The sequence below is a fragment of the Rhizobium sp. IBUN genome, from assembly GCF_000510625.1.
Lineage (GTDB): Bacteria > Pseudomonadota > Alphaproteobacteria > Rhizobiales > Rhizobiaceae > Rhizobium > Rhizobium altiplani.
On record NZ_AZNV01000002.1, the window covers coordinates 184,894 to 210,635 of the forward strand.

General features: G+C 60.6%; 23 protein-coding genes and 4 pseudogenes. 18 read left to right on the top strand and 9 right to left on the bottom strand.

All coding sequences use genetic code 11. The features are described from left to right. Positions 1–5: 5 nt before the first annotated feature. Positions 6–1,202: an ROK family transcriptional regulator gene (locus RHIBUN_RS0102890; RefSeq protein ID WP_025658362.1), complete on the bottom strand. Its 1,197-nt coding sequence runs from the start codon at positions 1,200–1,202 to the stop codon at positions 6–8. Positions 1,203–1,470: 268 nt separating this feature from the next. Here RHIBUN_RS0102890 and RHIBUN_RS0102895 point away from each other — a divergent pair, with 268 nt between their 5' ends. The 11 genes from RHIBUN_RS0102895 to RHIBUN_RS0102950 all read left to right on the top strand — a co-directional run bounded on the left by RHIBUN_RS0102895 (position 1,471) and on the right by RHIBUN_RS0102950 (position 12,662). Then, positions 1,471–2,646, top strand: a complete 1,176-nt coding sequence (locus tag RHIBUN_RS0102895; RefSeq protein WP_025658363.1) for a Gfo/Idh/MocA family oxidoreductase — start codon at positions 1,471–1,473, stop codon at positions 2,644–2,646. Between the two features lie 5 nt (positions 2,647–2,651). After that, positions 2,652–3,824, top strand: coding sequence for a dihydrodipicolinate synthase family protein (locus tag RHIBUN_RS0102900; protein WP_025658364.1), 1,173 nt, complete (start codon positions 2,652–2,654; stop codon positions 3,822–3,824). Between the two features lie 49 nt (positions 3,825–3,873). Further along, positions 3,874–4,698 carry a sugar phosphate isomerase/epimerase gene (locus tag RHIBUN_RS0102905; protein WP_025658365.1) on the top strand — a complete coding sequence of 275 codons (825 nt, stop codon included), beginning with the start codon at positions 3,874–3,876 and terminating at the stop codon, positions 4,696–4,698. Positions 4,699–4,809: 111 nt separating this feature from the next. Continuing rightward, entirely contained in the window at positions 4,810–5,013 is a 204-nt protein-coding gene (locus RHIBUN_RS36270; protein ID WP_156932665.1) for a hypothetical protein, read from the top strand. Positions 5,014–6,038: 1,025 nt separating this feature from the next. Next, on the top strand, positions 6,039–6,332 hold the full coding sequence (locus tag RHIBUN_RS0102920; protein ID WP_025658366.1) for a hypothetical protein: 294 nt from the start codon (positions 6,039–6,041) through the stop codon (positions 6,330–6,332). A 316-nt stretch (positions 6,333–6,648) separates the two neighbouring features. Beyond that, positions 6,649–7,314, top strand: coding sequence for a GntR family transcriptional regulator (locus RHIBUN_RS0102925; RefSeq protein ID WP_025658367.1), 666 nt, complete (start codon positions 6,649–6,651; stop codon positions 7,312–7,314). Positions 7,315–7,671: 357 nt separating this feature from the next. Beyond that, positions 7,672–8,634, top strand: a complete 963-nt coding sequence (gene bioB, locus RHIBUN_RS0102930; protein ID WP_037214818.1) for a biotin synthase BioB — start codon at positions 7,672–7,674, stop codon at positions 8,632–8,634. Continuing rightward, positions 8,631–9,776 (top strand): 8-amino-7-oxononanoate synthase, encoded by a 1,146-nt coding sequence (locus RHIBUN_RS0102935; RefSeq protein ID WP_025658369.1) that lies wholly within the window; start codon positions 8,631–8,633, stop codon positions 9,774–9,776. Before bioB ends, RHIBUN_RS0102935 begins: the two co-directional genes overlap by 4 nt. Beyond that, entirely contained in the window at positions 9,773–10,411 is a 639-nt protein-coding gene (gene bioD / locus RHIBUN_RS0102940; RefSeq protein ID WP_025658370.1) for a dethiobiotin synthase, read from the top strand. The genes RHIBUN_RS0102935 and bioD overlap by 4 nt, the downstream gene beginning before the upstream one ends. Next, positions 10,408–11,676 carry an adenosylmethionine--8-amino-7-oxononanoate transaminase gene (locus tag RHIBUN_RS0102945; RefSeq protein ID WP_025658371.1) on the top strand — a complete coding sequence of 423 codons (1,269 nt, stop codon included), beginning with the start codon at positions 10,408–10,410 and terminating at the stop codon, positions 11,674–11,676. Before bioD ends, RHIBUN_RS0102945 begins: the two co-directional genes overlap by 4 nt. Beyond that, complete coding sequence (locus RHIBUN_RS0102950) at positions 11,673–12,662, top strand: beta-ketoacyl-ACP synthase III (RefSeq protein WP_025658372.1); 990 nt, start codon at positions 11,673–11,675, stop codon at positions 12,660–12,662. Before RHIBUN_RS0102945 ends, RHIBUN_RS0102950 begins: the two co-directional genes overlap by 4 nt. 41 nt (positions 12,663–12,703) lie before the next feature. Here the strand turns inward: RHIBUN_RS0102950 and RHIBUN_RS0102955 are convergent, their stop codons facing one another. Next, positions 12,704–13,135: an Lrp/AsnC family transcriptional regulator gene (locus RHIBUN_RS0102955; protein WP_025658373.1), complete on the bottom strand. Its 432-nt coding sequence runs from the start codon at positions 13,133–13,135 to the stop codon at positions 12,704–12,706. 130 nt (positions 13,136–13,265) lie between these two features. Between RHIBUN_RS0102955 and RHIBUN_RS0102960 the strand changes: the two genes are divergently transcribed. Next, the gene (locus RHIBUN_RS0102960; protein WP_025658374.1) at positions 13,266–14,369 is read left to right on the top strand and encodes a saccharopine dehydrogenase family protein; all 1,104 of its coding nucleotides are present in this window, start codon (positions 13,266–13,268) and stop codon (positions 14,367–14,369) included. A gap of 138 nt (positions 14,370–14,507) precedes the next feature. On the opposite strand, the gene RHIBUN_RS0102965 is transcribed toward RHIBUN_RS0102960, so the two are convergent. The 3 genes and pseudogenes from RHIBUN_RS0102965 to RHIBUN_RS0102975 form a co-directional block, all read right to left on the bottom strand. Then, the gene (locus tag RHIBUN_RS0102965; protein ID WP_025658375.1) at positions 14,508–15,740 is read right to left on the bottom strand and encodes a pyridoxal phosphate-dependent aminotransferase; all 1,233 of its coding nucleotides are present in this window, start codon (positions 15,738–15,740) and stop codon (positions 14,508–14,510) included. Between the two features lie 8 nt (positions 15,741–15,748). Beyond that, positions 15,749–17,281: pseudogene (locus RHIBUN_RS33040) on the bottom strand (aldehyde dehydrogenase family protein). 48 nt (positions 17,282–17,329) lie between these two features. Further along, positions 17,330–18,730, bottom strand: a complete 1,401-nt coding sequence (locus tag RHIBUN_RS0102975) for a VOC family protein (RefSeq protein ID WP_025658376.1) — start codon at positions 18,728–18,730, stop codon at positions 17,330–17,332. Here RHIBUN_RS0102975 and RHIBUN_RS36735 point away from each other — a divergent pair. Genes RHIBUN_RS36735 through recX form a run of 3 tightly spaced genes read left to right on the top strand, consistent with a single transcriptional unit; the run spans position 18,663 to position 20,307 of the window. Further along, positions 18,663–18,842, top strand: coding sequence for a hypothetical protein (locus RHIBUN_RS36735; protein ID WP_018855496.1), 180 nt, complete (start codon positions 18,663–18,665; stop codon positions 18,840–18,842). The genes RHIBUN_RS0102975 and RHIBUN_RS36735 overlap by 68 nt on opposite strands. Next, positions 18,839–19,753: a LysR family transcriptional regulator gene (locus tag RHIBUN_RS0102980; protein ID WP_025658377.1), complete on the top strand. Its 915-nt coding sequence runs from the start codon at positions 18,839–18,841 to the stop codon at positions 19,751–19,753. Before RHIBUN_RS36735 ends, RHIBUN_RS0102980 begins: the two co-directional genes overlap by 4 nt. After that, positions 19,750–20,307 carry a recombination regulator RecX gene (gene recX, locus RHIBUN_RS0102985; RefSeq protein WP_025658378.1) on the top strand — a complete coding sequence of 186 codons (558 nt, stop codon included), beginning with the start codon at positions 19,750–19,752 and terminating at the stop codon, positions 20,305–20,307. Before RHIBUN_RS0102980 ends, recX begins: the two co-directional genes overlap by 4 nt. 37 nt (positions 20,308–20,344) lie before the next feature. Here the strand turns inward: recX and RHIBUN_RS37965 are convergent. The 3 genes and pseudogenes from RHIBUN_RS37965 to hmpA form a co-directional block, all read right to left on the bottom strand. Next, a pseudogene (locus RHIBUN_RS37965) lies at positions 20,345–20,556 on the bottom strand (LacI family transcriptional regulator); the annotation flags it as partial. 18 nt (positions 20,557–20,574) lie between these two features. After that, positions 20,575–21,042 carry an Rrf2 family transcriptional regulator gene (locus RHIBUN_RS0102995; RefSeq protein ID WP_025658379.1) on the bottom strand — a complete coding sequence of 156 codons (468 nt, stop codon included), beginning with the start codon at positions 21,040–21,042 and terminating at the stop codon, positions 20,575–20,577. 104 nt (positions 21,043–21,146) lie between these two features. Continuing rightward, positions 21,147–22,358, bottom strand: a complete 1,212-nt coding sequence (gene hmpA / locus RHIBUN_RS0103000) for an NO-inducible flavohemoprotein (protein WP_025658380.1) — start codon at positions 22,356–22,358, stop codon at positions 21,147–21,149. A gap of 653 nt (positions 22,359–23,011) precedes the next feature. Here hmpA and RHIBUN_RS35060 point away from each other — a divergent pair. The 3 genes and pseudogenes from RHIBUN_RS35060 to RHIBUN_RS37175 all read left to right on the top strand — a co-directional run. Next, positions 23,012–23,182, top strand: a pseudogene (locus RHIBUN_RS35060) (ATP-dependent DNA ligase); the annotation flags it as partial. 188 nt (positions 23,183–23,370) lie between these two features. Next, positions 23,371–23,706: a helix-turn-helix transcriptional regulator gene (locus RHIBUN_RS0103005; RefSeq protein ID WP_025658381.1), complete on the top strand. Its 336-nt coding sequence runs from the start codon at positions 23,371–23,373 to the stop codon at positions 23,704–23,706. Continuing rightward, positions 23,699–24,352 (top strand): annotated as a pseudogene (locus RHIBUN_RS37175) (type II toxin-antitoxin system HipA family toxin); the annotation flags it as partial. The gene RHIBUN_RS0103005 and the pseudogene RHIBUN_RS37175, both read left to right, overlap by 8 nt. Positions 24,353–24,389: 37 nt before the next feature. Here the strand turns inward: RHIBUN_RS37175 and repC are convergent. After that, positions 24,390–25,679, bottom strand: a complete 1,290-nt coding sequence (gene repC, locus RHIBUN_RS0103020; RefSeq protein WP_025658384.1) for a plasmid replication protein RepC — start codon at positions 25,677–25,679, stop codon at positions 24,390–24,392. Between the last annotated feature and the right edge of the window lie 63 nt (positions 25,680–25,742).

Genomic DNA, 25,742 nt, shown 5'->3' on the forward strand with positions numbered 1-25,742 from the left:
GGTTGTCAGCCCAGAGGTTTTTGAAGGACATCGAACTGCGGGTTCGTTTCCGAGAAGATCGGCAGTGCCGCGGCGCCCAGAAGCGCCGTGTCCCTGCCGGTCGCACCGATCATGATGCGCGGCAGGTTTCGTTCCTCCCCGGGATTGACCGGGGTATGCAACGGATCCAGCTGACGAGCGAGGCGCTGCAGCAGTGACGGGGGCATCGAACCGCCAAGCACGATCGTCTGCGGATCGAAGGCCAATTCCAGAACATCGATTGTCTGACGCATGGGCTTCGCGGCAGCCTCTGCCCAGGCATCAATCCGACTGTCCCCTTGCGCGATCAAGGCGGCAATAGTTTCAGGGTCGTGCTGTCTGGGGTCGCCAATGTCGAGATATTCGTAGACTGCGCCGAGCGAGACATAGCGGTCGAGGCAACCACGCTTGCCACACACGCAGGCCAGCCCATCCGGCACCACGATCATATGGCCGATTTCGCCGGCATTGTTGCGGCTGCCCTTGTAGAGATGGCCGTCGAGAAACATGCCGGCCCCTATACCCCCGCCGAGAAACAGATAGACAAAGCTGCTCAAGCCCCGAGCGACGCCGTGGAGCCGCTCGCCGATCGCAGCAGAGGTGGCGTCGTTCTCGACGAGAACCGGGACGCCAACAAGTCGGGCAAGTTCCGGGGCCACGGGGAAACCCTGCCAGCCGGGAAGCGTCACCGGGCTCAGCGATGTCACCCCTTCGGCCGCATACCGCCCCGGCATTGCGATGCCGACACCCAGCAGGCGAGCGCGATCGAAGCGAAAGTTCCGTTGCAGTTCGTCAACGATACCACCGAGGATCGGCATCGCCTCGGTCGGCGTCGGCCTGTCGACGGGCTTGTCGATCCTGGCACGGACACGTCCCGAAAGATCGGTCAGCACGCCAACGGCACGATCCCGCTCCAGCTCCAGGCCAATGGAGTAGGCACCGTCCGGATTGATCGAGTAGGGCGTGATCGGCTGCCCACGCGCCGCCTTTTCCGGGGCTTCGGCCTTCAGCAACTCGGACCGTTCGAGTTCTTCGACAATGTTCGATACCGTCTGCGTGCTGAGCGCCGTCAACCGGGAGAGGGCCGCCCGCGACAACGGGCCATTCGTCCGGACCGCTTCGATCACGACGCGTCGGTTGTGCGATTTTGCCTGTTCGAGATTGGTGCCTGAAATTGCCTTCATGGGCCTGACTTGCGAGCGTTCTGAACAATCACCTTGCTTACCGCATAAGCGGTTCCGCCATTTATATCCAGCAGATTGCATCCCGACGGTCGGACCCATCCGCGTGATTGTGCGCAGGCGTTGCAACGGGACAAGAGCGAGCTTCAGGAACGTTGCGGGCGCCGGCGCCGGCGCCGATTTCTGGTCGCCAGCAACGGGCCGGGTTGACAGCATGGGGAGCACATGGCACTTATGTAACTAAATAGTTATTTATGGGAGGAAGACGCAGATGGCGACGATTTCGCTTGGCATTATCATGCATGGGATCACCGGCCGCATGGGCTATAACCAGCATCTGGTGCGCTCCATTCTCGCGATCCGCGAGCAGGGGGGCCTTGAGCTTTCCAACGGCGACCGCCTGATGCCCGATCCGATCCTCGTCGGACGCAATGCCGACAAGATCGAGGCCATTGCCCGCAAGCACGGCCTGACGCGCACGACCACTGATCTCGACAGCGCCCTTGCGGATCCGAACAACAGGATCTTTTTTGACGCAGGCTCGACGCAAATGCGCGTCTCGCTCCTCAAAAAGGCAATCGAGGCCGGCAAGCATGTCTATTGCGAAAAGCCGATCTCGGAGACTCTCGAGGAGGCGCTTTCCGTTGCGACGCTTGCCGAACAGCGCGGCGTCAAAAATGGTGTCGTGCAGGACAAGCTCTACCTGCCGGGACTGCGCAAGATCGCCCTGCTCAAGGACAGCGGCTTCTTCGGCAAGATACTCTCGGTACGCGGCGAGTTCGGCTACTGGGTATTCGAGGGTGACTGGGGCGTGAAGGCTCAGCGTCCATCCTGGAACTATCGCGCGGCCGATGGTGGCGGCATGATCCTCGACATGCTGCCGCACTGGCGCTACGTGCTGGACAACCTCTTCGGCGAGGTCAAGGCCGTCAGCTGCTACGCGTCCACCCATATCCCGAGCCGCGTCGACGAGAACGGCAAGACCTACAGGGCAGATGCCGACGACGCAGCCTATTCGACTTTTGAACTCGACGGCGGCATCGTCGCCCACATCAACTCCTCCTGGGCGGTTCGCGTGCGTCGTGACGACCTCGTGACCTTCCAGGTCGACGGAACACATGGTTCGGCCGTCTGCGGTCTGACCAAATGCTGGACGCAGCATCGGGTCAACACACCGAAGCCTGTCTGGAATCCCGATCAGCCGCAGACGATCGACTTCTACAGGACATGGGACGAGGTTCCGGAAACCCAGGTTTTCGACAACGGCTTCAAGGCGCAGTGGGAAGACTACCTGCGCTACGTCGTCGAAGACGCGCCGTGGAGGTTCACGCTGCGCGAGGGCGCCAAGGGTGTTCAGCTTGCGGAACTGGCGCACCAGAGCTGGAAGGAACGTCGCTGGGTGGACGTTCCCTCGCTCGCCGATACATCAGTCCGCAAGGTTGCATGACGGCCATGGCAAAGTCACTTCGTCTTCCCGTCTCCGGCGGCTCGCTGGAGGATTATGCCATCGCCAACGCACCGCTTGTCACGCCGGAACGCCCGGCCGGCGGCCATGCCTTCAACCGTGTCGCCTACGCGGCCGCTCATGTGGTCGTCGATCCATTGGCGGACAACGATCCATGGCTCGACCGCAACATCGACTGGGAGCGTACCGTTGCATTCCGCGAGTATCTTTGGGACCTCGGCCTCGGCGTTGCCGAGGCGATGGACACCGCCCAACGCGGCATGGGGCTCGACTGGGCTGGCGCCAAGGAACTCATCGCCAATGTCCAATCGGCAGCGCGCCGGCGCCCGGATGCCCTCATCGCCTATGGCGCCGGCACCGACCATCTGCCACCGGGCCCTGGCGTTAGCATCGATGATGTCATCCACGCTTATGAGGAGCAGGTCGCCTACGTCGAAGGGCAGGGCGGCCGGATCATCCTCATGGCAAGCCGCGCGCTTGCGGCCGCCGCCAAGAGCCCCGAGGATTACGTGCGTGTCTATGATCGCATCTTGCGGCAGGTCCGGCAGCCGGTGATCATCCATTGGCTTGGCGAAAGGTTTGATCCTGCGCTCGCCGGCTATTGGGGTTCGCGTGATGATATGCAGGCCATGGAAACGGCCGTTGCCATCATCAATGACCACGCAACCAAGGTGGACGGCGTGAAGATCTCCCTCCTCTCCGCGGAGAAAGAGATCGTCATGCGTCGAAAGCTTGATCCGGCGGTCAAGATGTATACGGGCGATGACTTCAACTACGCGGAGCTTATCGCCGGCGACGAGAAAGGATACTCACACGCCCTGCTCGGCATTTTTGATGCCATCGCGCCCGCGGCCAGCGCTGCCCTGCAGAAGCTTGGCGCAGACGATCTCGCCGGATTCCACGAGATCCTGGCGCCGACCGTCCCGCTTTCACGGCACATCTTCAAGGCACCGACGCGGTTCTACAAGACGGGCGTTGTCTTCCTGGCCTACCTCAATGGTTTCCAGAACCACTTCCAGATGCTGGGTGGCCAGCAAAGCACGCGCTCGATGGTGCATCTGGCGGAACTGTTCCGACTTGCCGACGAGGCCCGCGTCCTGCGGGATCCGGATCTCGCCGTCACCCGGATGAAGACTATCCTGGCGACTGCAGGCATCTGAAAATCACGGCATGCACTTCGCATCGCGAGGTGAGGGAGGAATATCAAAAATGGCAGTCAATGGCCTTTCCATCAACCTCGCGACGGTGCGAGAGCAGTACGACATGAAGCAGGCGGTCGAGGCCTGCCTCAAGCAGGATATTGTTGCGATCGCTCCCTGGCGTGATCAGGTGCATGCGATCGGCTTGTCGGAAGCTGCCCGGATCGTCGCCGACAACCAACTGCAGGTGACCGGGCTTTGCCGCGGGGGCATGTTCCCCGCTGCGGATGCTGCGGGGCGAGCTGCAGCAATCGACGACAACAAGAGGGCGATCGATGAGGCAGCTGCTCTCAACGCCGATTGCCTGGTTCTCGTCGTCGGCGGCCTGCCTGCGGGGTCCAGGGATGTCGCCCACGCGCGCGATATGGTTGCAGACGGGATCGGAGCGATCCTTACGCACGCACGCGCATCCGGCATACCACTTGCGATCGAACCGCTGCATCCGATGTATGCCGCCGACCGCGCCTGCGTGAACACACTTGAGCAGGCACTCGATATCTGTGACCTGCTCGGCGACGGCGTCGGTGTGGCCATCGACGTTTATCACGTCTGGTGGGACCCAAAGCTCGAGCAACAAATCGCCCGAGCCGGGGCGTCGGGCCGGATCCTGGCACACCACATCTGCGACTGGCTGGTTCCGACCACGGACCTGTTGCTGGACCGCGGCATGATGGGAGACGGCGTGATCGATCTCAAGGGGATCCGACGCTCCATCGAGGCTGCCGGTTATCATGGAGCGCAGGAAGTCGAAATCTTTTCGGCAGCGAACTGGTGGAAACGACCGGGGGAAAAGGTGCTCTCCACATGCGTTGATCGGTTTCGCAGCGTCTGCTGACACAGTCGTTGCGCCGCCGCTAAATCATTGACCAACTGTACATTTTTTTCACTTACGGCAGCCAACGACCCGTTTGGTTCCGCTACATGCTATTTGCAGGGCGGGAAGCCAATGCCGAAGGATGCTGCTGAAATTGCCTCAATGACGGCTGCGGCATCCAGAAAAATGTCCTTGCGCCGCTTCCAGCGAGCGGCGCAAATGCTGAAACCTGCCCACAGAATCTCGGACAAGACCGTGCTTTGTCAACAACAATCGCCCGATCATCGGGAATTGTCACCAAGGCACACCAATCACGGCGCGGCTATTCTGAAATGATTCTGCGCCTCATGCCGGTGGATCAGCGGCGCGACAAATGATCTGACCCTACTGTTCCCCGCGGGGAACTCCGCATGGTCGGGACCCTGCGAGGCTGGCAGCAACCCGATGGTCAGGGCACCTCCTGATGCTGCGTCCCCACGATCTTGCGGCCAATGCGAGCGCGAGACAGGCAGGCAACGCCGAGGGACTTGGCAACTCCGGTCGCAGATCCCTTCATGTCCGAGGCAAGCCCTACGACGACGCTCAACGATTCCTGTCGAACCGATACTTCCCCTCGCGCCGGTGGATAGCCGCCCGACCAGTCATCTGGCCCATTGTTCCCCGCGGGGAACTCCGCTTGATCGGGACCTTGCGAGGCTGGCAGCAACCGATGGTCAGGGCATCTCCTCATGCCGCTCCCCGACGGTCTTCCGGCCAATGCGAGCGCCAGACAGGCAGACAGCTCCCAGCGCTTTGGCATGTCCATTCGCAGATCCCTTCATGTCCGAGCAAAGCCCTGCGACACCGCCAAGGATTCCTTTCAAACTGATACTTCCCCTCGCGCCGGTGGATAGCGGCACGACACGTCATCTGGCCCATTGTTCCCCGCGGGGAACTCCGCTCGAACCCGGACTCTGCGAGGCTGGCAGCAACCGATGGTCAGGGCATCTCCTGATGCTGCCCCCCGGACGGTCTTCCGGCCAATGCGAGCGCCAGACAGGAAGACAGCTCCCAGCGCCTTGGCAAGGCCATTCGCAGATCCGTTCATGTCCGAGCCAAGCCCTGCGACAACGGTCAATCATCCTGCATGCACCAACCCACCGTCACCGAAGGCGCCGACCGCATTGTCGCTCACCACCTCGGCTCTTCGCGAAAAGCCCTCTCATCTTGCCCGGCGCTCGAACGCCTGTGGGTAACGCGGCCGCCCTCACGCCTGGCCCGCGCACCCCCGAAGTGCGACGCCCTCACACAGGCGACAGCAGGTGCAACACCAACCACGCGCAAATCACAGTGCCGACATGACCACAGGAGGTCAGCCCGCCATGTCGCGGCGTTCAGACGACGCAAGCCCGCGCGCCGCTCATCGGCAAGAAAATCTCCGCAAACGCAACGGTGAAGCCACCATCATACGCACGAGCGCGCCATCTGGCGTGTCCAAGTCTTCATTTCCAGGACGAAATGTCATCGCCGCCCGGCACGGCCCGCCGTCCGAGCGTGGCGTCCCCCGACTACAGGCAAACGCCGCAAAGCCTGCGCCGGCGGCTGTTACCGCCAACGACGAGGAAGCCTTCACCGCGCAGTGCGAAACGGACCCTGGCGACAACGCCCGACCGTGACCCCGATATCCGACAAGGAACCCTTCGGTCGTCCCGCGCTTCCCTGCATCCAACACAATCATTGCAAGAAGGCGTTGGACGAATAAGAGATTGTCCCGCGTCATGGCCAGACAACTTCCGCAGCGATGACCCCACCTTTGGTGTCGAATGGACAAACAATCAGGGCCTGGCATTGCCGATCTTCGTGCCGGAACTTTGCAACCGTTGCCGCATGGCGTCAAAACCGCCAGGAACCGCCGCAGGGCCAACCTACAAATCCACAACAGTCGGTGATACGCACCTCGACAGCATCGAGCCCAGGAACTATCTCTAAAATATGACTATTCATAACGACGACACGATAGCCGGACGCATAAGTCGCGCGCTCGCAGAGCGCATCGTGACGGGCGCCTTGCCGCCCGGCTCGAAACTGAAGCAGGACCACATAGCCGAGGAATTCGGATCCTCGCACGTTCCCGTGCGCGAGGCCCTGCGCCGTCTGGAGGCGCAAGGCCTTGCCGTCAGCGAACCGCGCCGCGGCGTTCGTGTTGCCTCATTCGATCTAAAGGAGGTGCAGGAGGTCGCAAAGATGCGCGCCGCCCTCGAGGGCCTTGCACTGCGCCACTCGGCAGAGCACCTGACGCCTTCGCGTCTCGACCAGGCCGAACAGGCAACGATCGACGGCGACAATGCGCGCGACGTTCGCACCTGGGAAGAGGCCAATCGCAGGTTTCACAAGCTCATCCTCGAACCCTGCGAAATGCCGCGTCTGCTTTCTGCCATTGACGACCTGCATGCGGCGAGCGCCCGATTCTTGTTCGCCACCTGGCTCACCGACTGGGAACCGCGAATCGATACGGACCACCGCAGCATTCTCGCATTTCTTCGCGCCGGCAAGGTCGAGAATGCCGTGACCGCGCTGGAGCGGCATGTGCAATGGATCGGCGGCCCGTCGCGGCGAATGCAGCATGCCGCTCGCGAGCGATTTGCAATCGTCGGCTAGCCTCCGTTCTCACTTGCTCCCCGCGCGTTTCCTGTTCAGCGGTAGCCTGCGCTCCGAGCTCGGACAATAGCGACGCGCATCGGCCGAGCGATCGCAATCCCTGTTGCGCGCTGGAATGCAGCCTGATTTCTGAGAGTGGCATCGAAAACGCGAAGCCTGTCAGCCAATCAGGCGCTAGCCGACACAGGAGCACCTGAGTCGGATCGCCAAGCTTCCTCAGGCGAACAAACTGAAAAACGCACTTGCCTAATGTCGTATGAAATTATTATAGATAATTTTGATTTCTATCTATGACTTGATATCCCGAAGCGCAAAGGTTTTAGTCAAATGCAGCCTTATACCGACTGTCCAGCCGCAATGAAAGGCAGCAGGGGGCATCTAACCGCATCCGACGCCACAATTATCTATAATTTGCCTTTCAACGACCTTCTCTTTCGCGCCCACGGCATCCATCGAGCCAATTTTGATCCCAATGCCGTACAGATGAGCCGTCTCCTGTCCGTCAAGACCGGCGGATGCGCCGAAGACTGCGGCTATTGCAGCCAGTCGGCCCATTATCCGACCGGCCTCAAGGCTTCAAAACTGATGGAGGTCGACCGCGTACTTTCCGAAGCGCGAAAGGCGAGGGAAGGGGGTGCAACGCGCTATTGCATGGGCGCCGCCTGGCGCAGCCCCAAGGACCGGGACATGGATTCGATCGTCGCGATGGTCGAGGGCGTGCGGGCGCTCGGGATGGAGACCTGCATGACGCTCGGCATGCTGACCCCGCAGCAATCGGCAAGGCTCGCGGATGCCGGCCTCGACTATTACAATCACAACATCGATACCTCGGAGCGCTTCTATAGCGAGATCATCACAAGCCGGACCTTCGCAGATCGCCTTGATACCCTTGCCAATGTCCGCCAGGCCGGCATCAAGGTCTGCGCCGGCGGCATTCTCGGAATGGGCGAGACGACAGAAGATCGGATCTCGATGCTTGTCACGCTTGCCAATCTTCCGGCGCCGCCAGAGAGCGTTCCGATCAATATGCTGATCCCGATCCCCGGCTCAAAGCTCGCCAATGCAAAGCCGATCGATCCAATCGAGTTCGTTCGGACGGTTGCACTGGCACGCATCCTGATGCCCGTATCCCACGTTCGCCTGTCTGCGGGACGAACGGATATGTCGGACGAGATGCAGGCGCTCTGTTTCTTTGCGGGCGCCAATTCCATCTTTGTGGGCGAAACCCTCCTGACAGCGGACAATCCCGGTGAGGATCACGACACGGCTCTCTTTCGCCGCCTGGGATTGAAGGCCGAACAGCTGGAACGGGCAGAGTGAGTGCCGGGGGCCTTGCAGTCTATGAGCGCAAGCTCGCTGGCCTTGATCGCAAGGGAAGGAGCCGCAGCCTTGTCGCCGCTTCCGGCGCGGATTTCGCCTCGAACGACTACCTTGGTCTTGCGCAATCGCAGCGGCTAGGAGATGCGCTTCGGTCTGCATTGGACCGCGGCGTGGCAGTGGGGGCCGGGGGTTCGCGCCTGCTACGCGGCAATCACCCGGAGCATGACGCGCTGGAGCGGGAGGCTGCCGCGTATTTCGGGGCAGCACGGGCGCTCTACTTCGCCAATGGTTATGCTGCCAATGTGGCGTTGTTCTCAACCTTGCCTCAGCGCCAGGACATCATCGTTCATGATGCGCTCATCCATGCCAGCGCTCATGAAGGGATTTCTGCCAGCCGGGCGGCATCGATCGCGACCTCGCACAACGATGTCAGCGCCGTCGCCGACGCCATCCGAGCATGGCGCAAAGCCGGCGGCACGGGCCGACCCTGGATCGCTGTCGAAAGTCTCTACTCGATGGACGGGGATCGCGCGCCGCTTCGCGATTTGGCCGAACTTGCCAGGCTCCATGATGGTTTCCTCGTCATCGATGAGGCACATGCGACGGGGGTCTTCGGAAAGGGAGGACGCGGCCTGGCGGAGCGGCTGGGACATCCAGAAAACTGCATAACCCTGCACACCTGCGGCAAGGCGCTTGGTGCGTCGGGCGCGCTTGTCCTTGCGCCGGCAGTCCTCTGCGATTTCCTCGTCAATCGCGCCCGGAACTTCATCTATTCAACGGCACCATCCCCGCTGATGGCTGCGACAGTCCGGGAGGCATTGAGAGCCCTCGACGATGAACCGGAGCGACGCGACAAGCTCGCCGGACTTGTCGCTCTTGCCAATCGCGAGATGGAAAGGACGATCGGGATGCAATCCAGCGGCTCACAGATCCTCCCCATTCTTGTTGGCGACAATCGTCGCGCGGTGCGGATCGCCGAAGGCTTGCGGACCGAGGGTTTCGACGTCAGACCCATCCGCCCACCAACCGTGGCAGAGGGCACGGCGCGTTTGCGCATCTCCATCACCCTCAACGTCGAACCGGAGACAATTTCGCGGCTGTTCGAGAGGCTGGCCGTTGTCATGCGAAAGGAGCAGCAATGACGTCGCGCTTCGTCGTCACCGGCACTGACACCGGCATCGGCAAGACTGTTTTCGCTGCTGCATTAACCTGCGCACTCAAAGGGCATTACTGGAAACCTGTCCAGTCGGGACTGGACGAGGAGACCGACGCAGAAACGGTCGCCCGACTGGGCAATGTTCCGGCCGAACGGATTCTCCCCGAGGCCTACCGGCTAAAGACACCAGCATCCCCCCACCACGCAGCAGCGCTTGATCACGTGACGATCGAACCCGGCGCGCTTGAACTGCCGGCGCTCCCGCATCCGCTTGTCATTGAGGGCGCTGGTGGCGTTCTCGTTCCACTGACATCAGGAATCCTGTTTGCCGATATCTTCGCTCGCTGGCAGGCACCCGTCATCCTGTGCGCCAGAACCTCGCTCGGTACCATCAACCATACGCTGCTATCCGTAGAAGCGCTGCAGCGCCGATGTGTGCCCATCTTCGGCATTGCCTTTATGGGCAAGGAAAACGCCGACACCCAGAGGATCATCATCCACATGAGTGGTGCTCGGGAATTGGGACGGCTGGAGCCGACCAACCCGCTTACCCACGACGGCCTGATGGCAGCCTTTCATCGCGGCTTCGATGTGTCGGTCTTTCGGAGTTCAAAGTCATGACGCGCTCCCCTGTATGGCATCCATTCACACAGCACGGCCTCGAGCCGCCGATGAAAAAGGTCATAGAGACGGAAGGCGCCTATCTGATCGACGAAGCCGGCAGTCGCATTCTTGATGCGATCTCCTCATGGTGGGTCATCACCCACGGGCATCGGCATCCGACGATCATGGAGGCGATCCGCCGTGCGACTGACAGTTATGACCAGGTCATCTTCGCCGAATACACGCATGCCCCTGCCGAAGACCTCGCCCGTGGTCTGATCAAGGTAAGTCCGGCCGGGCTTGAGCACGTCTTCTATTCGGACAGCGGGTCGACGGCGGTCGAGGTTGCGTTGAAGATGGCGCTTGGCTTCTTCCACAACACCGGCAGGCGCCGCGATCGGATCGTCGTCATGGAGCACGGTTATCATGGCGACACGATCGGAGCGATGTCCGTCGGCGAAAGGGGCGTCTTCAATGCCGCTTACGAGCCTCTGCTGTTTGGCGTCGATCGACTTGCCTTTCCGGAGCCCGGTTCGCAGCAACAGACGCTTGATGCCTTTCACCTCCTTTGTTGCTCCGGTCAGGTCGCGGCTTTGTTGATTGAGCCACTGGTACTTGGCGCCGGCGGCATGAAGATCTTCGAGCCATCCTTGCTCGGCAAGCTCAGGGAGATCGCCCGCTCCCACGATGTGCTTTTCATCGCAGACGAAGTGATGACCGGCTGGGGCAGGACAGGCACCCTGTTTGCCTGCAATCAGGCAGGTATTTGTCCGGATATCCTCTGCACATCAAAAGGACTGACCGGGGGCGCCATGCCGCTCGCTGCCACACTTTGCACAAGCGAGATCTTTGACGCGCATGTTTCCACCGACCGCCGCAAGACCTTCTTCCATTCGAGTTCCTACACTGCCAACCCGATTGCATGCGCGGCAGCGGTCGCCAACCTGGAGATCTGGGCAAACGAGCCGGTTCAGGCGCGCATAGATCGCCTCACTGCCCTGCACGAGAAGGCGCTGCGACGCTTTGCCAATGATCGGCGCTTCATGAACGTCCGCCAGACCGGCACCATTGCGGCGCTGGACATGGCTGTCCGCTCGGAAGGATATTTAGCCGACATAGGACCGCACTTGCGCAGCTTCTTCCGCGACCGCAACCTCCTCATCCGCCCACTTGGAAACGTCATCTACCTCATGCCACCTTATTGCGTGTCGGAAGCCGAAATCGATCGCCTTTATGACGCCATAGACGAGGCAGCGGACAAACTGATCGGAACGGCAGCATGACGAAGGTCCGCTCCGCGCGCATCGCAGGCTTTGGGCACGCTGTTCCGGGTCGCTGTGTCGAAAACGCCGAAATCGAGCAATCCCTCGGGCTCGAAACCGGTTGGATCGAGCGTCGCACCGGGATCCGCACCCGATACTGGGCAGAAGAGGGCGACACCCTCAGCGGCCTCGCCACCGAAGCCGGAGCCATGGCCCTCGACAACGCCGGGATCGATCGATCCGAGGTCGGCCTGATGCTCCTGGCAACCTCCACGCCGGATCAGCTGCTGCCACCGACGGCGCCACTCGTGGCACACAGGCTTGCACTAGAGCACTGTGGCGCGATCGACCTGGCCGGCGCCTGCTCCGGTTTTCTTTATGCCCTGACACTGGCCGACGCTTTCGTTCGCACCCAGGGGAGGCCGGTTCTTGTCGTTGCCGCCAATATTCTCAGTCGCCGCATCAATCCGGCCGAGCGAGCCAGTTGCGTATTGTTTGCTGACGCGGCGGGCGCAGTCGTGCTGACGCCCTCCAGCGATCCTTCCATCGGAATTCTCGGCACTGAACTCTGCTCCGAGGGCAGCAACTACGACCTGATCTCGATTGTCGCCGGCGGCAGCAACAAGCCCTTCGCGCCGGGGCGCGTCGCCACGGACTATCTGATGACGATGCGAGACGGGCGTGAGGTGTTTTCCCGGGCGGTCGAGATGATGAGCACCGCCTCGCAGCGGACGCTCGACATGGTTGGCGTGGAAGCTGCAGCGATCACCCGATTTGTACCGCACCAGGCCAATGTCCGGATATTTCAGGCAGTTGCAACCAATCTCGGGATCGGGCCCGAACGGACCGTCTGCTCGCTGGACCGGTTCGGAAACTCTTCCGCCGCGACGATCCCGCTCACCTTGTCGCTGGATGCAGCCGCCCGGCCTCTCAGGGAGGGTGAAACCCTTCTTCTTGCAGCAGCCGGTGCTGGTCTCACCGGGGCGGCCGTCACCTACCGCGTCTAGTGCTTCCGACATTCAGGCCGAGTCCGAACTGCAGGTGCCCCTTAGCGGTTGATGCGCGTCGACAGGATGATCGAAGAGAGGGTTTTCTCCACGCCGTCGATATCCCCAATCTTGTCGATGGCGGTATCGAGCTCGCTGATCGAGTCGGCGGCCACGATTGCGATCATGTCGAAGCTACCGCTGACCGAATGGACCGAGCGGACGTCCGCAATGGCCTGCAGCTCTTGGGTGACGCGTCCGAGCGCCTTGGCAGCAAGGGTGATCAGCACGTGGGCTTTTATCTGACCGCTCTCGAAGTTATCCGATAGCCGCACGCCATAGCCTGCTATGACGCCGTCGCGCTCCAGGCGCTCGATCTTGGCCTGCACTGTTGTGCGCGACAGGCCGAGCTTGCGGGCCAGCATGGCGGTCGGCATCCGGGCGTTTTCGCTGAGAATCGACAGAAGCTGCCGATCCTTGTCACTCATCGTCATATTGATCAATCCAGACGGCGATATGCCAAAGAATTCCGGTCGATTTTATCATTCTCGCGCTGTGAATCAACCAAACCGACAGGAATAAAGGGGGCATAAAGATTTCTCGAACCAATATGAGGGAACGCATATGAAAAACATTGTCGTCATCGGCGCTGGCAAGATCGGCTCGACGATCGCCCGTCTTCTCATCCATTCCGGCGACTACCACGTCACGCTTGCCGACCGCAGCAAGCAACAGCTGGATCACATGGAGGCCAACGCCGGGCTCAGCCTGGCGGAAGTGGACATTGCCGACCACGCAGCCTTGGTCAAACTCCTTTCCGGCAAGTTTGCCGTGCTGAGTGCCGCACCGTTCCATCTGACGATTGCCATCGCCGAGGCTGCGGCCGAAGCCGGCGTGCACTACCTCGATCTGACCGAAGACGTCGAATCCACCCGCCGCGTCAAGGCCATTGCCGCCGGTGCATCCACCGCGTTCATACCGCAATGCGGCCTGGCGCCGGGCTTCATCTCGATCGTCGCCAACGATCTTGCGAGCCGCTTCGACAAGCTCGACAGTGTTCGCATGCGCGTCGGCGCCTTGCCGCAGTATCCCTCGAATGCCTTGAACTACAACCTGACCTGGAGCACCGACGGCGTCATCAACGAGTACATCGAGCCCTGCGAGGCGATCGTCGACGGCCAGCTCATCGAAGTGCCGGCTCTGGAAGAGCGGGAAGAGTTCTCCCTCGACGGCGTAACCTACGAGGCCTTCAATACCTCCGGCGGTCTCGGCACGCTGTGTGAGACGCTGAAGGGCAAGGTTCGCACGCTGAACTATCGTACGATCCGCTATCCCGGCCACGCCGCGATCATGAAGGCATTGCTGAGCGACCTCGGCCTTCGTCATCGCCGCGAAGTTCTCAAGGACATCCTCGAGCACGCCTTGCCGTCCACGATGCAGGACGTCGTCATCGTCTTCGTCACTGTGTCCGGTTGGAAGAACGGCCGTCTCGTGCAGGAAACCTATGCCAACAAGGTCTACAGCGCTGTTGTCGCCGGCCGCATGATGAGTGCGATCCAGATCACCACCGCCTGCAGCATCTGCGCCGTGCTCGACATGCTGGCCAAGGGTGAGTTGCCTGGCAAGGGTTTCATCCGCCAGGAAGATATTGGTCTCGACGCATTCCTCGACAGCCGCTTCGGCCACCACTATGCGCAGAAGGCGTACGGCGAAAAGATCGCCGGCTGATCGTCCGATCAAAGCGGACAAGAAAAAGCGCCCGGAAATGATCCGGGCGCTTTTGCGTTGTCTGCCTGGCAACGAAAGCCAAACTCAATTCACTTTGCCTTGTGGCGGGAAAATGGCGCCCCTCTCTCGCTCAGACAATCAGCCGAGCCGCCTGCAAGCCGCTGCGGTTCGCTCCAGGGCTTCCTTCAGGTCCGCTTCCGCTGAAGCGTAGGAGATCCTGAAATACGGCGACAGGCCGAAGGCCGAGCCCGGAACGACAGCGACATTCGCCTCCTCGAGCAGATAGGCGCAAAACTCGCTGTCCGACGTGATCTTGCGGCCGCCTGGGGCAGTCCGGCCGAGAATGCCGCCACATCCGGAGAAGGTATAAAAGGCGCCCTCGGGAACGCGGCAATCGAGACCATCAATTGCATTCAGACCGGAAACGACGAGATCGCGGCGCCGCTTGAAGCTCTGCGTTCGCTCGGCAAGAAAATCCTGCGGCCCGTTGAGTGCGGCAACGGCGGCAGCCTGGCTGATCGAAGATGGGCAGGACGTTGCCTGGCTCTGCACCACGGCCATAGCCTTGATAAGCGCCTTCGGGCCACCTGCATAGCCGATACGCCACCCGGTCATCGCATAGGCCTTGGAGACGCCGTTGATCGTCAGCGTGCGCTCACGCAGGCGCGGCTCCAGCTGCAACGGCGTGACGAACCGAAAATCGTCATAGACGATGTGCTCATACATATCGTCGACCATCAACCAGACATGCGGATGCCTGAGCAGTACATCCAGCAACGGGCGATAGTCCTTTGCGCTATAGGCCGCACCGGACGGATTGGACGGCGAATTCAGCAGCAGCCAACGCGTCCGCGGCGTGATCGCCGCTTCGAGTTTTTCGGCGGTCAGCCGGAAGCCGCTCTCGGCATCGCATGGGACAAGCACTGGCTTGCCTTCGCAGATCTGAACGATATCGGAATAGGACGTCCAGTAGGGCGTGGGAATGATAATCTCGTCGCCGGGATCGACGGTTGCCATCATCGCGTTGAAGAGGATCTGCTTGGCGCCGGTGGCAACGGTTATCTCGCCAACCTCGAAGGAAACTTCGTTCTCGCGCTGAAACTTGGTGCGGATTGCTTCCTTCAACGCCGGCGTGCCGTCGAGCGCCGTGTATTTTGTGTCGCCGCGCTGCATTGCGTCCCATGCAGCCTGCTTGACATGGTCTGGCGTTTCAAAATCAGGCTCACCGGCTCCAAGGATGATAACCGGCTTGCCGTCCCGTTTCATGGCAGCGGCGCGCGCCCCGATCTGCAGGATCTCCGAGACGCCTATGGCAGATATCCTCGAGGCGGGACGAAAGCCCGCCTCTTCAATCTTCACATCGATCGTCATGGCAACACCTATTCGATCTCGAAGGAAACGCCCTGCGCCAGCGGCAGAGCCTTGGAATAGTTGATCGTGTTGGTTGCACGGCGCATGTAGGCCTTCCACGCATCCGAACCGGACTCGCGGCCACCACCGGTCTCCTTCTCGCCACCGAATGCGCCACCGATTTCAGCGCCTGATGTTCCGATGTTGACGTTTGCAATACCGCAATCGGATCCATCGGCTGACAGGAAGCGCTCCGCTTCACGCAGGTCCAGCGTGAAGATCGACGAGGAAAGCCCCGCGCCGACGGCATTGTGGTCTTCGATAGCGCTGTCGAAGTCGGAGTATTTCATCACGTAGAGGATCGGCGCGAAGGTCTCTTCCAGCACCGGCCCGACCTGCGACGGCATTTCCACCAGCGCCGGCTTGACGTAATAGGCCTTGTCGTGGGGCATCGCGACGCGCTCACCGCCGTTGACCGTGCCACCATGGGCTTTCGCCTCGCCGATCGCCTTTTGCATATTGTCGAAGGCAAGCTTGTCGATCAGGGGACCGACCAGAGCCGTGCTTTCAAGCGGATTGCCGACAGAGACATTGGCATAGGCCTTTTTCAGGCGCGGTACGAGTTGATCATAAACACTCTCGTGGACGAACAGGCGGCGAAGTGTCGTGCAGCGCTGGCCGGCCGTGCCCATTGCCCCGAAGGCAATTGCGCGCAGCGCCATGTCGAGATCGGCAGACGGGCAGACAATGCCGGCATTGTTGCCCCCGAGTTCCAGGATCGAACGGGCAAAGCGGCGAGCAAGTCGAGGACCGACTTCCCGTCCCATACGTGTGGAACCCGTCGCCGAAACCACCGGCACCTTCGGATGGTCGACCAGGACCTCGCCGATCGCACGGTCGCCGATCAACACTTCGCTCAGACCCTCTGGCGCATCACCGAAGCGGGCAATGGCGCGCTGCAGGATGGCCTGCGATGCAAGTGCGGTCAGGGGCGTCTTTTCGGAAGGCTTCCAGACGACCGCGTTGCCGCAGACCAGCGCCAGAGCAGCGTTCCAGGCCCAGACTGCGACAGGAAAGTTGAAGGCGGAGATGACACCGACAACACCGAGGGGATGCTAGGTTTCCATCATTCGATGCCCCGGCCGTTCGGTTGCGATGGTCAGACCATAGAGCTGGCGGGAAAGACCGACCGCGAAATCGCAGATGTCGATCATCTCCTGTACTTCCCCCAGGCCTTCGGACGGAATCTTGCCGGCTTCGATCGATACCAGTCGGCCAAGCTCCGTCTTGACGGCACGCAACTCTTCGCCCAGGAGGCGGACAAGCTCACCGCGCTTCGGCGCCGGGACAAGGCGCCAGGTCTGGAATGCACGCGCAGCCTTGTCGATCTTGGCGCCCGCCGCGTCCTGGCTGTCTGTCTTCAAAGCCGCGAGCTGCTCGCCCGTGACCGGGCTGTAGGAGGCCAGGTCGCCGCCGGTGTAGAGCGCCTTGTCGACGCCGATCTTGTCGAGAAGCCCGACGGCTTCGTGGGCCACATTCACTGTTCTTGCTGCGATGGTCATTTGTGCACTCTTTGACGTTTTGAATGGTTGCTGGTTCGGTCTGTTGGCCTACTCGGCCGCCTGCGCCGCGGTCAGAAGGGCCTGGCATTCGGCGATTGATTGCGCCTCGATATCAGCATAGTGATCGAATTCGTTGAGAACCGAGGCGCCGAGGTCCCGCTCGAAGCGCTGCTGATTGGGGCTTGCAGTGAACTCCTGCGCAGCCTCGTCCCCGAGGTTGGACTGGAAGATGCCCGCCGCACTGACGGGCAGGAAGTCTTCGTAGACAATCGGGTCGAAGCAGATGAGGCCTTCCGCCACAAGTTGATCGACACTGGCATCAGCCGAGGCAATCGCGCTCCGACCCTTCGGCGTGAGTGAGTAGCTGAAGTAGCCAAGACCCTGGTCGCGAATTTCGGCCCAGCTGTCCGGGAAAGGCGCGAAAGCCTCGGCGAGTGCTTTTTCGTAAGCCGCAGCGTTCGAGCCATCGGCTGCGGGCCGCACGACCTTGCGCGAATCCGTCAGGAGCTTGTCGTAGAGGGCGCGGCCCTTCGGTGTCAGGGCGATACCGCGGCTCTCAATCTCCCCAAAACGCGCGGTATGCGTGCCCTGCTGCCAGTTCCCGCCAGCATCCTTGAAAGAGACGGCTTCCTCGAGGGCCTTGAACGACGTCTGCCGCAGCAGAATCGCGCAACGACGGCTCGGCGGACCTTCGACAACTGCCTTCGGCGCAATGCCATATTCCGGCATCAGCCGCTGCACGTCGTCGATATCAAGCGTGCGGGGCGTCAGGTGATTGATGTGCGGTCCCTTGAACGAGACAACGTCGGCTATAAGCCGGTGCGCATCATGCAAGCGCCTATACATGGCGAGATCAACGTTCGCCTGATGATGCCAGCGGAAAGTCTCCAGCACTTCTGCGACGAAGCGCTTGGCATCGTCCTCGCCTAGACCGCCCTCGCGCTCGGCCCTTTCAGTCAGTTCGATGGCGCCAGCAGTAAAGATATGACGCTTCTGCAGGACCGTCTCGGCTTCGGCGCGCAGTTCTTCGTCGGCAATCAGGTCGAGGCGCAGTAGCGAGGTGAAAACACGGAAAGGGTTGCGCTTCAGCGCTACATCGCCGACCGGGCGGAAAGCGGTGGAATGGACTGGTACGCCTGCCTCGCTGAGATCGTAATAGCCGACCGGGAACATGCCCATGACGGCAAAGACGCGTCTCATCATCGCAAGTTCGTCGGCAGTTCCGAGACGGATGGCGCCGTGGCGCTCTTCGGAAACACGCTCGAGGCAATCCGTTTCTTCCAACCTGCGCCTGAGGGCTGGATCGGCTGCAAGCGTGGCCTCATTCACTTTTGCAACAATGTCCATCAGGGTGCCGTAAGCGGGCACCTCGGTGCGATACATGGCCGACATTGCCGCCGAGAATGCAGAGCGGATGCTGCAGGAGGAAACGAAACTTCTGGTCAACATTTATTGCCTCACGCGCCATAGTTGGAAGAGTTCATTCTGGATTGCGATCATATCGCGCGTGGAGTACATGAATAACAATAAATCAAGCTTAGATGATGCGGTTTTGGAATGACTTTGCCCCGAAAGCTGACGCCCGACCTGACAACGCTGCAGTCTTTTGAATCTGCCGCCCGACACGGCAATTTCACGCGCGCCGCTCTTGAACTTCATCTGACGCAAAGCGCCATCAGCCGCCAGATCAAGGATCTGGAAACCCAGTTGGGGGTCCTTCTGTTTGAACGCGTCCGCCAGCGGGCAATCCTGTCGGAAGCCGGACGAAGGCTGCTGCCTGAGGCAAGGCGGCTCCTCCATCAGACAGAAGAGATGATGATCCGTGCGGCATCGGGCGCCGATGCGACTGCGACGCTTTCGATTGCGACCTTGCCGACGTTCGGCAGTCGTTGGCTGACGCCTCGGCTGCCGAACTTCCTGGCTGCCCATCCCGGCTCCCTCGTTGACATAGCATCGCGCACCGAGCCTTTCGATTTCGAGCAGGAAAACGTCGATCTCGCCATCCATTACGGCCAGCCAATCTGGGCAGGGGCGACCTGCACCTTCCTTTGCGACGAGAAGATCGTTCCCGTTGCCAGCCCAACCCTTTTACAAGCGGATCCAGTTGCAACCCCGGCCGACCTCATGCGCAGGCCCCTGCTGCACCTCGCTACACGCCCGCGACTCTGGCGCCAATGGTTCGAATTTTGCGACGTCGTCGCAGATCCTTCCTATCGCGGCAATCGGTTCGACCAGTTTTCGATGATCATCGAGGCGGCTACGATGGCGATGGGGTTCGCGCTTCTACCGCTCTATCTCATCGAACAAGAGTTGAGTGCTGGAAAGCTGCAAATCGTCTTTGACCGGCCGATGGCGACGGAAAACAGCTATTATGTCGTGATGCCAGACGGTAAGCGCGAACATGCCCTCGGCGTGGCGTTCACGACCTGGCTTCTCTCACAGGTGAGCTCCAAGGGCGCGACTGAATCGTGAGCAATGATGAAGCACCATCAGACGTTCCCAGTGCACGGATGCTGAGTTGGGCCCGAAACTCCACCATCTATCGGCTCGAGCGGCGAATGATGACCGAAAGACAGCTGTACGATGCCATCATCCGGAAGGCGAAGGACAAATTCGAAAACATCACCGAAATGCAGCTCAGAGCGGTTGCAGAATCGGCCGTGACCTTCGCCTATGATAATGGCGGCCTGAACGATATCAGCTATGCCGAGATCAGCACGCGCTCTGGTGTTCGCAGTGGCCGTTCGAAACGGCGCATCGCTCAGACCCTTACACAAAAGGGCGTCGATCAAGAAGTCATTACTGCCGCACTTGATGAGGCGGATGAACTGCTCGCAGCCGTGCATTTTGCGCGCAAGCGTGGCTTCGGACCGTTTCGTCGTGGCGATGTCGATCGGGAGCGCAGCGCAAAGGAAATGGCGGCCTTCGGCCGCAATGGCTTCAGCTACGAAACGGGCAGGACGGTGCTCAATATGAGCCAAGAAGAAGCCGAAGATCTGGTGATCACGCGATCTCGCCAGGCGTAAATTTCGTCTCTGAAACAATGCCGCGGGAGACGTTTCTCGACGTCGAGCCCCAACGGTCCGCGAAGGTGAGGGTGATGCTGCCGGCCTTCCAGCTGAGCATAGCACTCGACAAGCTCCCACGACTGCATCGATGAAGGCCGCGTGGTCGAGACCAAGCGTCGTCGGGTTATTGCAGCCTTGCGCCGCCATGGCGATGCCGTCCCGTCCGACGATGGCGATATAATCCGGAGTGCTTCTGCCGAGCAATCGGTCCTTGCGATCCTGTTGTCATCCCGGGTGCCCTGCGTGGGCTTCCGCCTCCGGCAGCGCGAGCAGGCGGCGCAATGGTACGGCTGGTCGCGTCAGGTCGGCAAGCGTGTAGCCATCGAGCACATCGAGAAATGCCGCAGCCGCCGAAGCGAGCGCCCTCTTCAATACGCACGCAGGCTGCACGACACAGACAATCTCGGTACCAATTTCCATGCACGGCACGATCGCAAAGTCGGGTTCGCAGGCCCGCACGATCTCACCGACGCCGATCTGTTCGACGGCACGTGCGAGCCGCATGCCGCCGTGACGACCTCGTACAGTGTCGATCAGGCCCTTTTGCCCGAGTTCGTGGGTGATCTTCATCAGATGCGCCTTTGAAATATCATAGGCTTCGGCGATTTCCGCAATCGTCGACAGCCGCTCTCCCTTGAGCGCAAGATACATCATGAGCCGCAACGCGTAGTCGGAGTAAACGGTCAAACGCATCACCAGATCCTCCCGGAAAAATCGGCGCAATCGCATAAAAGATATCGGCAACGTATATCAAATAGCAAGGCGGCCGTCGCCGGTCGCCTTGCATTTCCGAAAACCTATGCAGCAGCGAGTTCGTCGGCCGGACCGAAGAACTCGTAGTGAATACGATCCTGCGGGACACCGGCCTTTGCGAGCCCGTTCACAAAGACGGCGAGAAAGGGCCGCGGGCCGCAGAGATAGAAGTCGGCCTCTGCGATCGGCGTGTTCCTTGCCAGCCATTCAACTGTGATGAGGCCATCGTGGTCGAAGTGAACGCCCCTCTGATCCTGCGCATGCGGGCTTCCGTAGAAAATTGTCGTCTTGAGATGCTCCCGGTCCTTGGCAATATCGCGGACGTGCGATCCCATCGCATGGACACGACCGTTCTCGGCACCATGGACGTAATGCACGGGAACGTTGCGTCCATCGTTTGCAATGGTCTCCAGCATGCTCACCATCGGCGTCAGACCGACACCGCCGCTCAGCAACACCACGGGCCTTTCCTGCCCAGTCGGCAGATGGAAATCTCCCGTAGGAGGGGCAACCTCGATGACCGCGCCTTCCTCAACCTGATCATGAAGGAACCTTGATACCAGCCCATGCGTCTCTCGCTTGACCGAGATGCGGTAGCTCTCGGCATTGGGGGCAGAAGAAATGCTGTAGTTTCGATGCTGCGGAGGAAGACCCGGAATATCGAACCGAAATGTCAGATACTGACCAGGCCGATGACTGATCACCGCCCCGCCATCAACCGGTCGCAGCACGAACGATGTGATGATGTCGCTCTCCGGGCGCTTTGACACGACGGCAAACTGCCTCCATCCATTCCAGCCGCCTTCGGACGCTTGAAGACTATTATAAATCTGTCCTTCACGTTCGATCAGAATATTGGCCAGAAACCAGAAGGCCTCGCCCCATCCATTGAGGATCTCATCCGTCGCCGCCTCGCCGAGGACATCCTTGATCGCATTCAGGAGGGCCGTCGCTACATGGGGATAATGCTCGGGCCGGATGTGCAGGCCGACGTGTTTTTGGGCGATCCGTTCAACAGCGGAGGTGAGTACGGCCAGGTTGTCAATGTTCTGGGCGTAAGCGAGGATCGCCTGCGCCAACGCCTTCGTCTGGCGCCCGCCTTCTCCCTGGTTCGACTGGTTGAACAGGTTGCGGACCTCGGCATTCTCAAACAGCCGCTTATACATGGCCGCCGTGATTTCAGTCCCGTGACTTGCGAGGGCAGGCGCTGTTGCGCGGACAATTGCCTTCGTGGCCTCGGTCAATGTTTGCGTCATCATGATCTCCAAAATTTGGTCCGTCGACAAAGGTCACGTAACCATCCTAAGATATATTGGCAATATATGTTTATCCGCCTGTGCCGTTCGGTCGCAGCCGCGCTGCAAAGCTCGGACGCTGCCTGAGGCCCGCCTCATGCAGTGCCATGGGCCCCACATTGCCTGGTGGAACGAAACGGGGAGCGCGGAACCGATGACGACACGGCTCGGTCATCCAGAGGACAAAGGAACTTGCCACTTCCGCCCCAACGAATGCCCGAGACCACGGGCAGGGCCGAATGGCAACTGCCTCGCTCATGAAGCGGTTGATCATTTTTTTCCGGATCCAGACGAGTGCCCGTATCTCCTCCCAATCTCGCCTGACAGCGACGCGTCCCTCTGCTCACCTCAAGCAGAACCTCGCGATCTGCAGACATCCGGTTATTCGACTGGCCTGGCGGCCAGCGTTCCCCGGAAGCCCTTGCCAAGGACCTGATCGCAATCGGGGCGGCGGTCGACACGCCGCGTTAGACTGGGCGAGGCGATTTGCGCCCCATGTCGCCCTTTTCCCCTCAAGGGCACTTGCCGTCGACACCGCCCAGGTCTTCGCACATTCGATTGCGCGGCAGTCTGTGGATGAAGGACGATCGCGAACCATGCCAATTTGATCACGCCGTAAGGCGCTCGAACGCATAAAGCGCAAGACGCCGCCGGTGAAATAGGACGGGCGTCGAAAGAACCTCCTATGGGTCGAGCCGACGCTAATTGCCGAGATCGAGTATCGCGCCCGGACACAGGACGGCAAGCTGAGACACGCGTCCTACAAGGGGCTACGCGAGGTGTAGGATAATGCAGCGGTTTATGTGGTCGGCGATCAACTTGCAGGCAGTTTGTAAATTAGGGTGAGACGTCCGCCAACCTCACCCAGGTAGTTTCCACTGCCGGGAAACGCCACGACAGATTCCAATCACGGCCCGAAAAATTGTAATCTTCGTGCTACATATCCTTCCAATCTGTTGCGCGAAGGTTTCAAATGCCTACTCCCCATAACCCACCAGCGGCCGTGCGCCGCGGCCTGCGGAAGCTCGGCGCGGATATCCACGACGCCCGCCGCCGTCGCAAACTGACAATGGCGGTCGTGGCGCAGCGTGCTTTCACATCCCGCTCTACCCTGCAAAGGGTCAAAGCCGGCGACACCAATGTCAGCATCGGCATCTATGCTGGCGCCCTTCAGGCCCTCGGTTTGCTCGAAGGTCTGGGGCAAATCGCCGACATCAGCAACGACATTGTTGGACAGGCATTGGCCAGTGCCGATCTGCCCAAGCGCGTTCATCTTAAGCGGCCAACCGGATCGCCCCACGCTGGCTGACTTCGAGGTGCACATCGATCTGATTGGTCGCACGCGCCCGATCGGATTGGCGAGGAGCAATCGCGTTCGCGGCGCGGAAACAATTCTTTTCGAGTACGAAGATACATGGCTTGAGGATTCGCACCGCTTCTCGATGGAGCCAGCGCTTGCAATGACGCGTGGCGCCTTCGCTCCTCCTGTCGGACTAATTTAGCAACCTTCGGCTCGATCGGCGACTCCTCGCCAGATACGTGGGGCCGCCGCCTCATGCAGCGCACCGAGCATCGCTTTGCCGATCGCGAGGGCCGCGCCGTGCGCACGCTCGCGGAAAGCGACTACCTGATCGGGGTCGCAGATGAGACGCGCTCGGCGCGCCGCGGTTTCGCTGGATCGGCGACGATATCTTCCAGGCACCTGTCAGAGCCGCGGGCCGGCCCGAGTAGAGCTTGGCCGCCTGCTTCAGCTCACCGAGCGGATTTTCCGGGACGAGGAAACCGACGAAGACCTTCAACTCATCTTCGCGCCCGGCACCTCCCTCGGAGGTGCGCGGCCGAAGGCGTCGGTCATCGACCAACACGGCCATCTCTCCGTCGCCAAGTTTCCGAAGGAGACGGACGAGTACAGCATAGAAACCTTGGAGGAGATTGCGCCGCGGTTGGCCGGCCAAACCCGCAGCGAAACAATGTCAGGCTTGCATGAACGTGCTATCCCGCCCGACGTGTTCCGCCGCCGCGCGCTCGCACCAGCGACATCAACATCGGACCGATCGAGAATTCACCTCGTTCGGCGCGACGGGTCAGGTCTCGCAGATAACCACCCGCGGAGTTGATATGCCCGCCACGTTCGAGGATGCACGCCATGACCGTGGCGGCGTTCTCGGGTCCCATCGTGGCAGCGGCCTCCTCGTAGGCCGACTCGCTTACACCGAGCATGCCCCGCACAACAACCGCAGCCGCCATCAAGTCTCGCCAGTTTGCAATCGAACCACTCGGGCCGTAGCTCACCATGTCGGGGCAAGCCTGGAGGACCAGCCCGAGGGGGAAGGATTTCAGGTCCGGGCGATCGTTGGCCGCCTCGCTCTGAACCCTGGCTATGCGTCCGGCGTCACTTTTCTGTTTCCGCGTCGACGCCACGGCTTTCGGCTCAATCATGAGTTCCGAGTTTGCCCCCTGCTTCGTTTCGAAAGCTGGTTCAAGATCAAAAGTAGAGTCGGGGTTTGAATTATGTATGTGACGCTCATTTTGATCGTGATTGCCGCTCGGTTTCTTTGCTTTTAGCAATGTTTCCAGTCTGCTAGTGATGTCGTCTCTCAGCGTTTCCATCGTTTCGAGTGCAGTTGAAAGCTGCTCGGCCGTCGCCGTGCGTGGTATGGAACCTACCAGCTCCCTGAAATAGGCGAACGCGGTTTCCCAATCTCCTGCCAGCTGCTCCTCCATCGCGGTCTCAATGAGCTTGGCCACATCGCGGCGGCAAAGGCTGAGTTGCTCACGCAGTCGCTGCATATGTAGCCGCTCGGCCGCCACTTCCGATGCGAGGCGTTCGATCTCCTCGGCACGCACGATCAGCGGCGCCAATGAAAAGCCGAATGCCTCTGCGACCTCACCCTCTTTCGCCCTGCGGGCATAGCGTTTGCCATTTGGGCTATCCTTGCGGATGATCAATCCCGATTCGACCAGGACCGCCAGGTGGCGGCGGATCGTCTGCTCCGCCATGCCGTGTGAGCGCAGCGAAAGCTGTTCGTTTGACGGAAAGACCACCAGGCCGTTTTCCTCCGACAGGACGTTCTTCGGATAAAAGCTGAGCAGTGCATTGAGGACGGCAAGCGCGCGATCCGTCACTCCAAGCAAGGGCTTGGCTGCACACAGGGACCTGTAGATTTTCCACTTGTCGACCGATTGATCAGCCTGAAGCTCGCTTGCTGCCTTCTGGCTCGCGAGCATGCCAAGCGTCATCGGACGCTGCCCAAAGGGCGTCGTCACACTTCCTGTTTCCATCACCTTCACCTTGTTGAAGGCAAAAGAAATCCACTCACCAGATTGGTGCCCACACTTGACAGG

Bases quoted from the DNA above. Each gene is read 5' to 3' on its own strand.
- RHIBUN_RS0102890 (WP_025658362.1), bottom strand. From the start codon at position 1,202: ATGAAGGCAATTTCAGGCACCAATCTCGAACAGGCAAAATCGCACAAC.
- RHIBUN_RS0102895 (WP_025658363.1), top strand. From the start codon at position 1,471: ATGGCGACGATTTCGCTTGGCATTATCATGCATGGGATCACCGGCCGC.
- RHIBUN_RS0102900 (WP_025658364.1), top strand. From the start codon at position 2,652: ATGGCAAAGTCACTTCGTCTTCCCGTCTCCGGCGGCTCGCTGGAGGAT.
- RHIBUN_RS0102905 (WP_025658365.1), top strand. From the start codon at position 3,874: ATGGCAGTCAATGGCCTTTCCATCAACCTCGCGACGGTGCGAGAGCAG.
- RHIBUN_RS36270 (WP_156932665.1), top strand. From the start codon at position 4,810: ATGCCGAAGGATGCTGCTGAAATTGCCTCAATGACGGCTGCGGCATCC.
- RHIBUN_RS0102920 (WP_025658366.1), top strand. From the start codon at position 6,039: ATGTCGCGGCGTTCAGACGACGCAAGCCCGCGCGCCGCTCATCGGCAA.
- RHIBUN_RS0102925 (WP_025658367.1), top strand. From the start codon at position 6,649: ATGACTATTCATAACGACGACACGATAGCCGGACGCATAAGTCGCGCG.
- bioB (WP_037214818.1), top strand. From the start codon at position 7,672: ATGAAAGGCAGCAGGGGGCATCTAACCGCATCCGACGCCACAATTATC.
- bioD (WP_025658370.1), top strand. From the start codon at position 9,773: ATGACGTCGCGCTTCGTCGTCACCGGCACTGACACCGGCATCGGCAAG.
- RHIBUN_RS0102945 (WP_025658371.1), top strand. From the start codon at position 10,408: ATGACGCGCTCCCCTGTATGGCATCCATTCACACAGCACGGCCTCGAG.
- RHIBUN_RS0102950 (WP_025658372.1), top strand. From the start codon at position 11,673: ATGACGAAGGTCCGCTCCGCGCGCATCGCAGGCTTTGGGCACGCTGTT.
- RHIBUN_RS0102955 (WP_025658373.1), bottom strand. From the start codon at position 13,135: ATGACGATGAGTGACAAGGATCGGCAGCTTCTGTCGATTCTCAGCGAA.
- RHIBUN_RS0102960 (WP_025658374.1), top strand. From the start codon at position 13,266: ATGAAAAACATTGTCGTCATCGGCGCTGGCAAGATCGGCTCGACGATC.
- RHIBUN_RS0102965 (WP_025658375.1), bottom strand. From the start codon at position 15,740: ATGACGATCGATGTGAAGATTGAAGAGGCGGGCTTTCGTCCCGCCTCG.
- RHIBUN_RS36735 (WP_018855496.1), top strand. From the start codon at position 18,663: ATGGCCGACATTGCCGCCGAGAATGCAGAGCGGATGCTGCAGGAGGAA.
- RHIBUN_RS0102975 (WP_025658376.1), bottom strand. From the start codon at position 18,730: ATGTTGACCAGAAGTTTCGTTTCCTCCTGCAGCATCCGCTCTGCATTC.
- RHIBUN_RS0102980 (WP_025658377.1), top strand. From the start codon at position 18,839: ATGACTTTGCCCCGAAAGCTGACGCCCGACCTGACAACGCTGCAGTCT.
- RHIBUN_RS0102995 (WP_025658379.1), bottom strand. From the start codon at position 21,042: ATGCGTTTGACCGTTTACTCCGACTACGCGTTGCGGCTCATGATGTAT.
- hmpA (WP_025658380.1), bottom strand. From the start codon at position 22,358: ATGACGCAAACATTGACCGAGGCCACGAAGGCAATTGTCCGCGCAACA.
- RHIBUN_RS0103005 (WP_025658381.1), top strand. From the start codon at position 23,371: ATGCCTACTCCCCATAACCCACCAGCGGCCGTGCGCCGCGGCCTGCGG.
- repC (WP_025658384.1), bottom strand. From the start codon at position 25,679: ATGGAAACAGGAAGTGTGACGACGCCCTTTGGGCAGCGTCCGATGACG.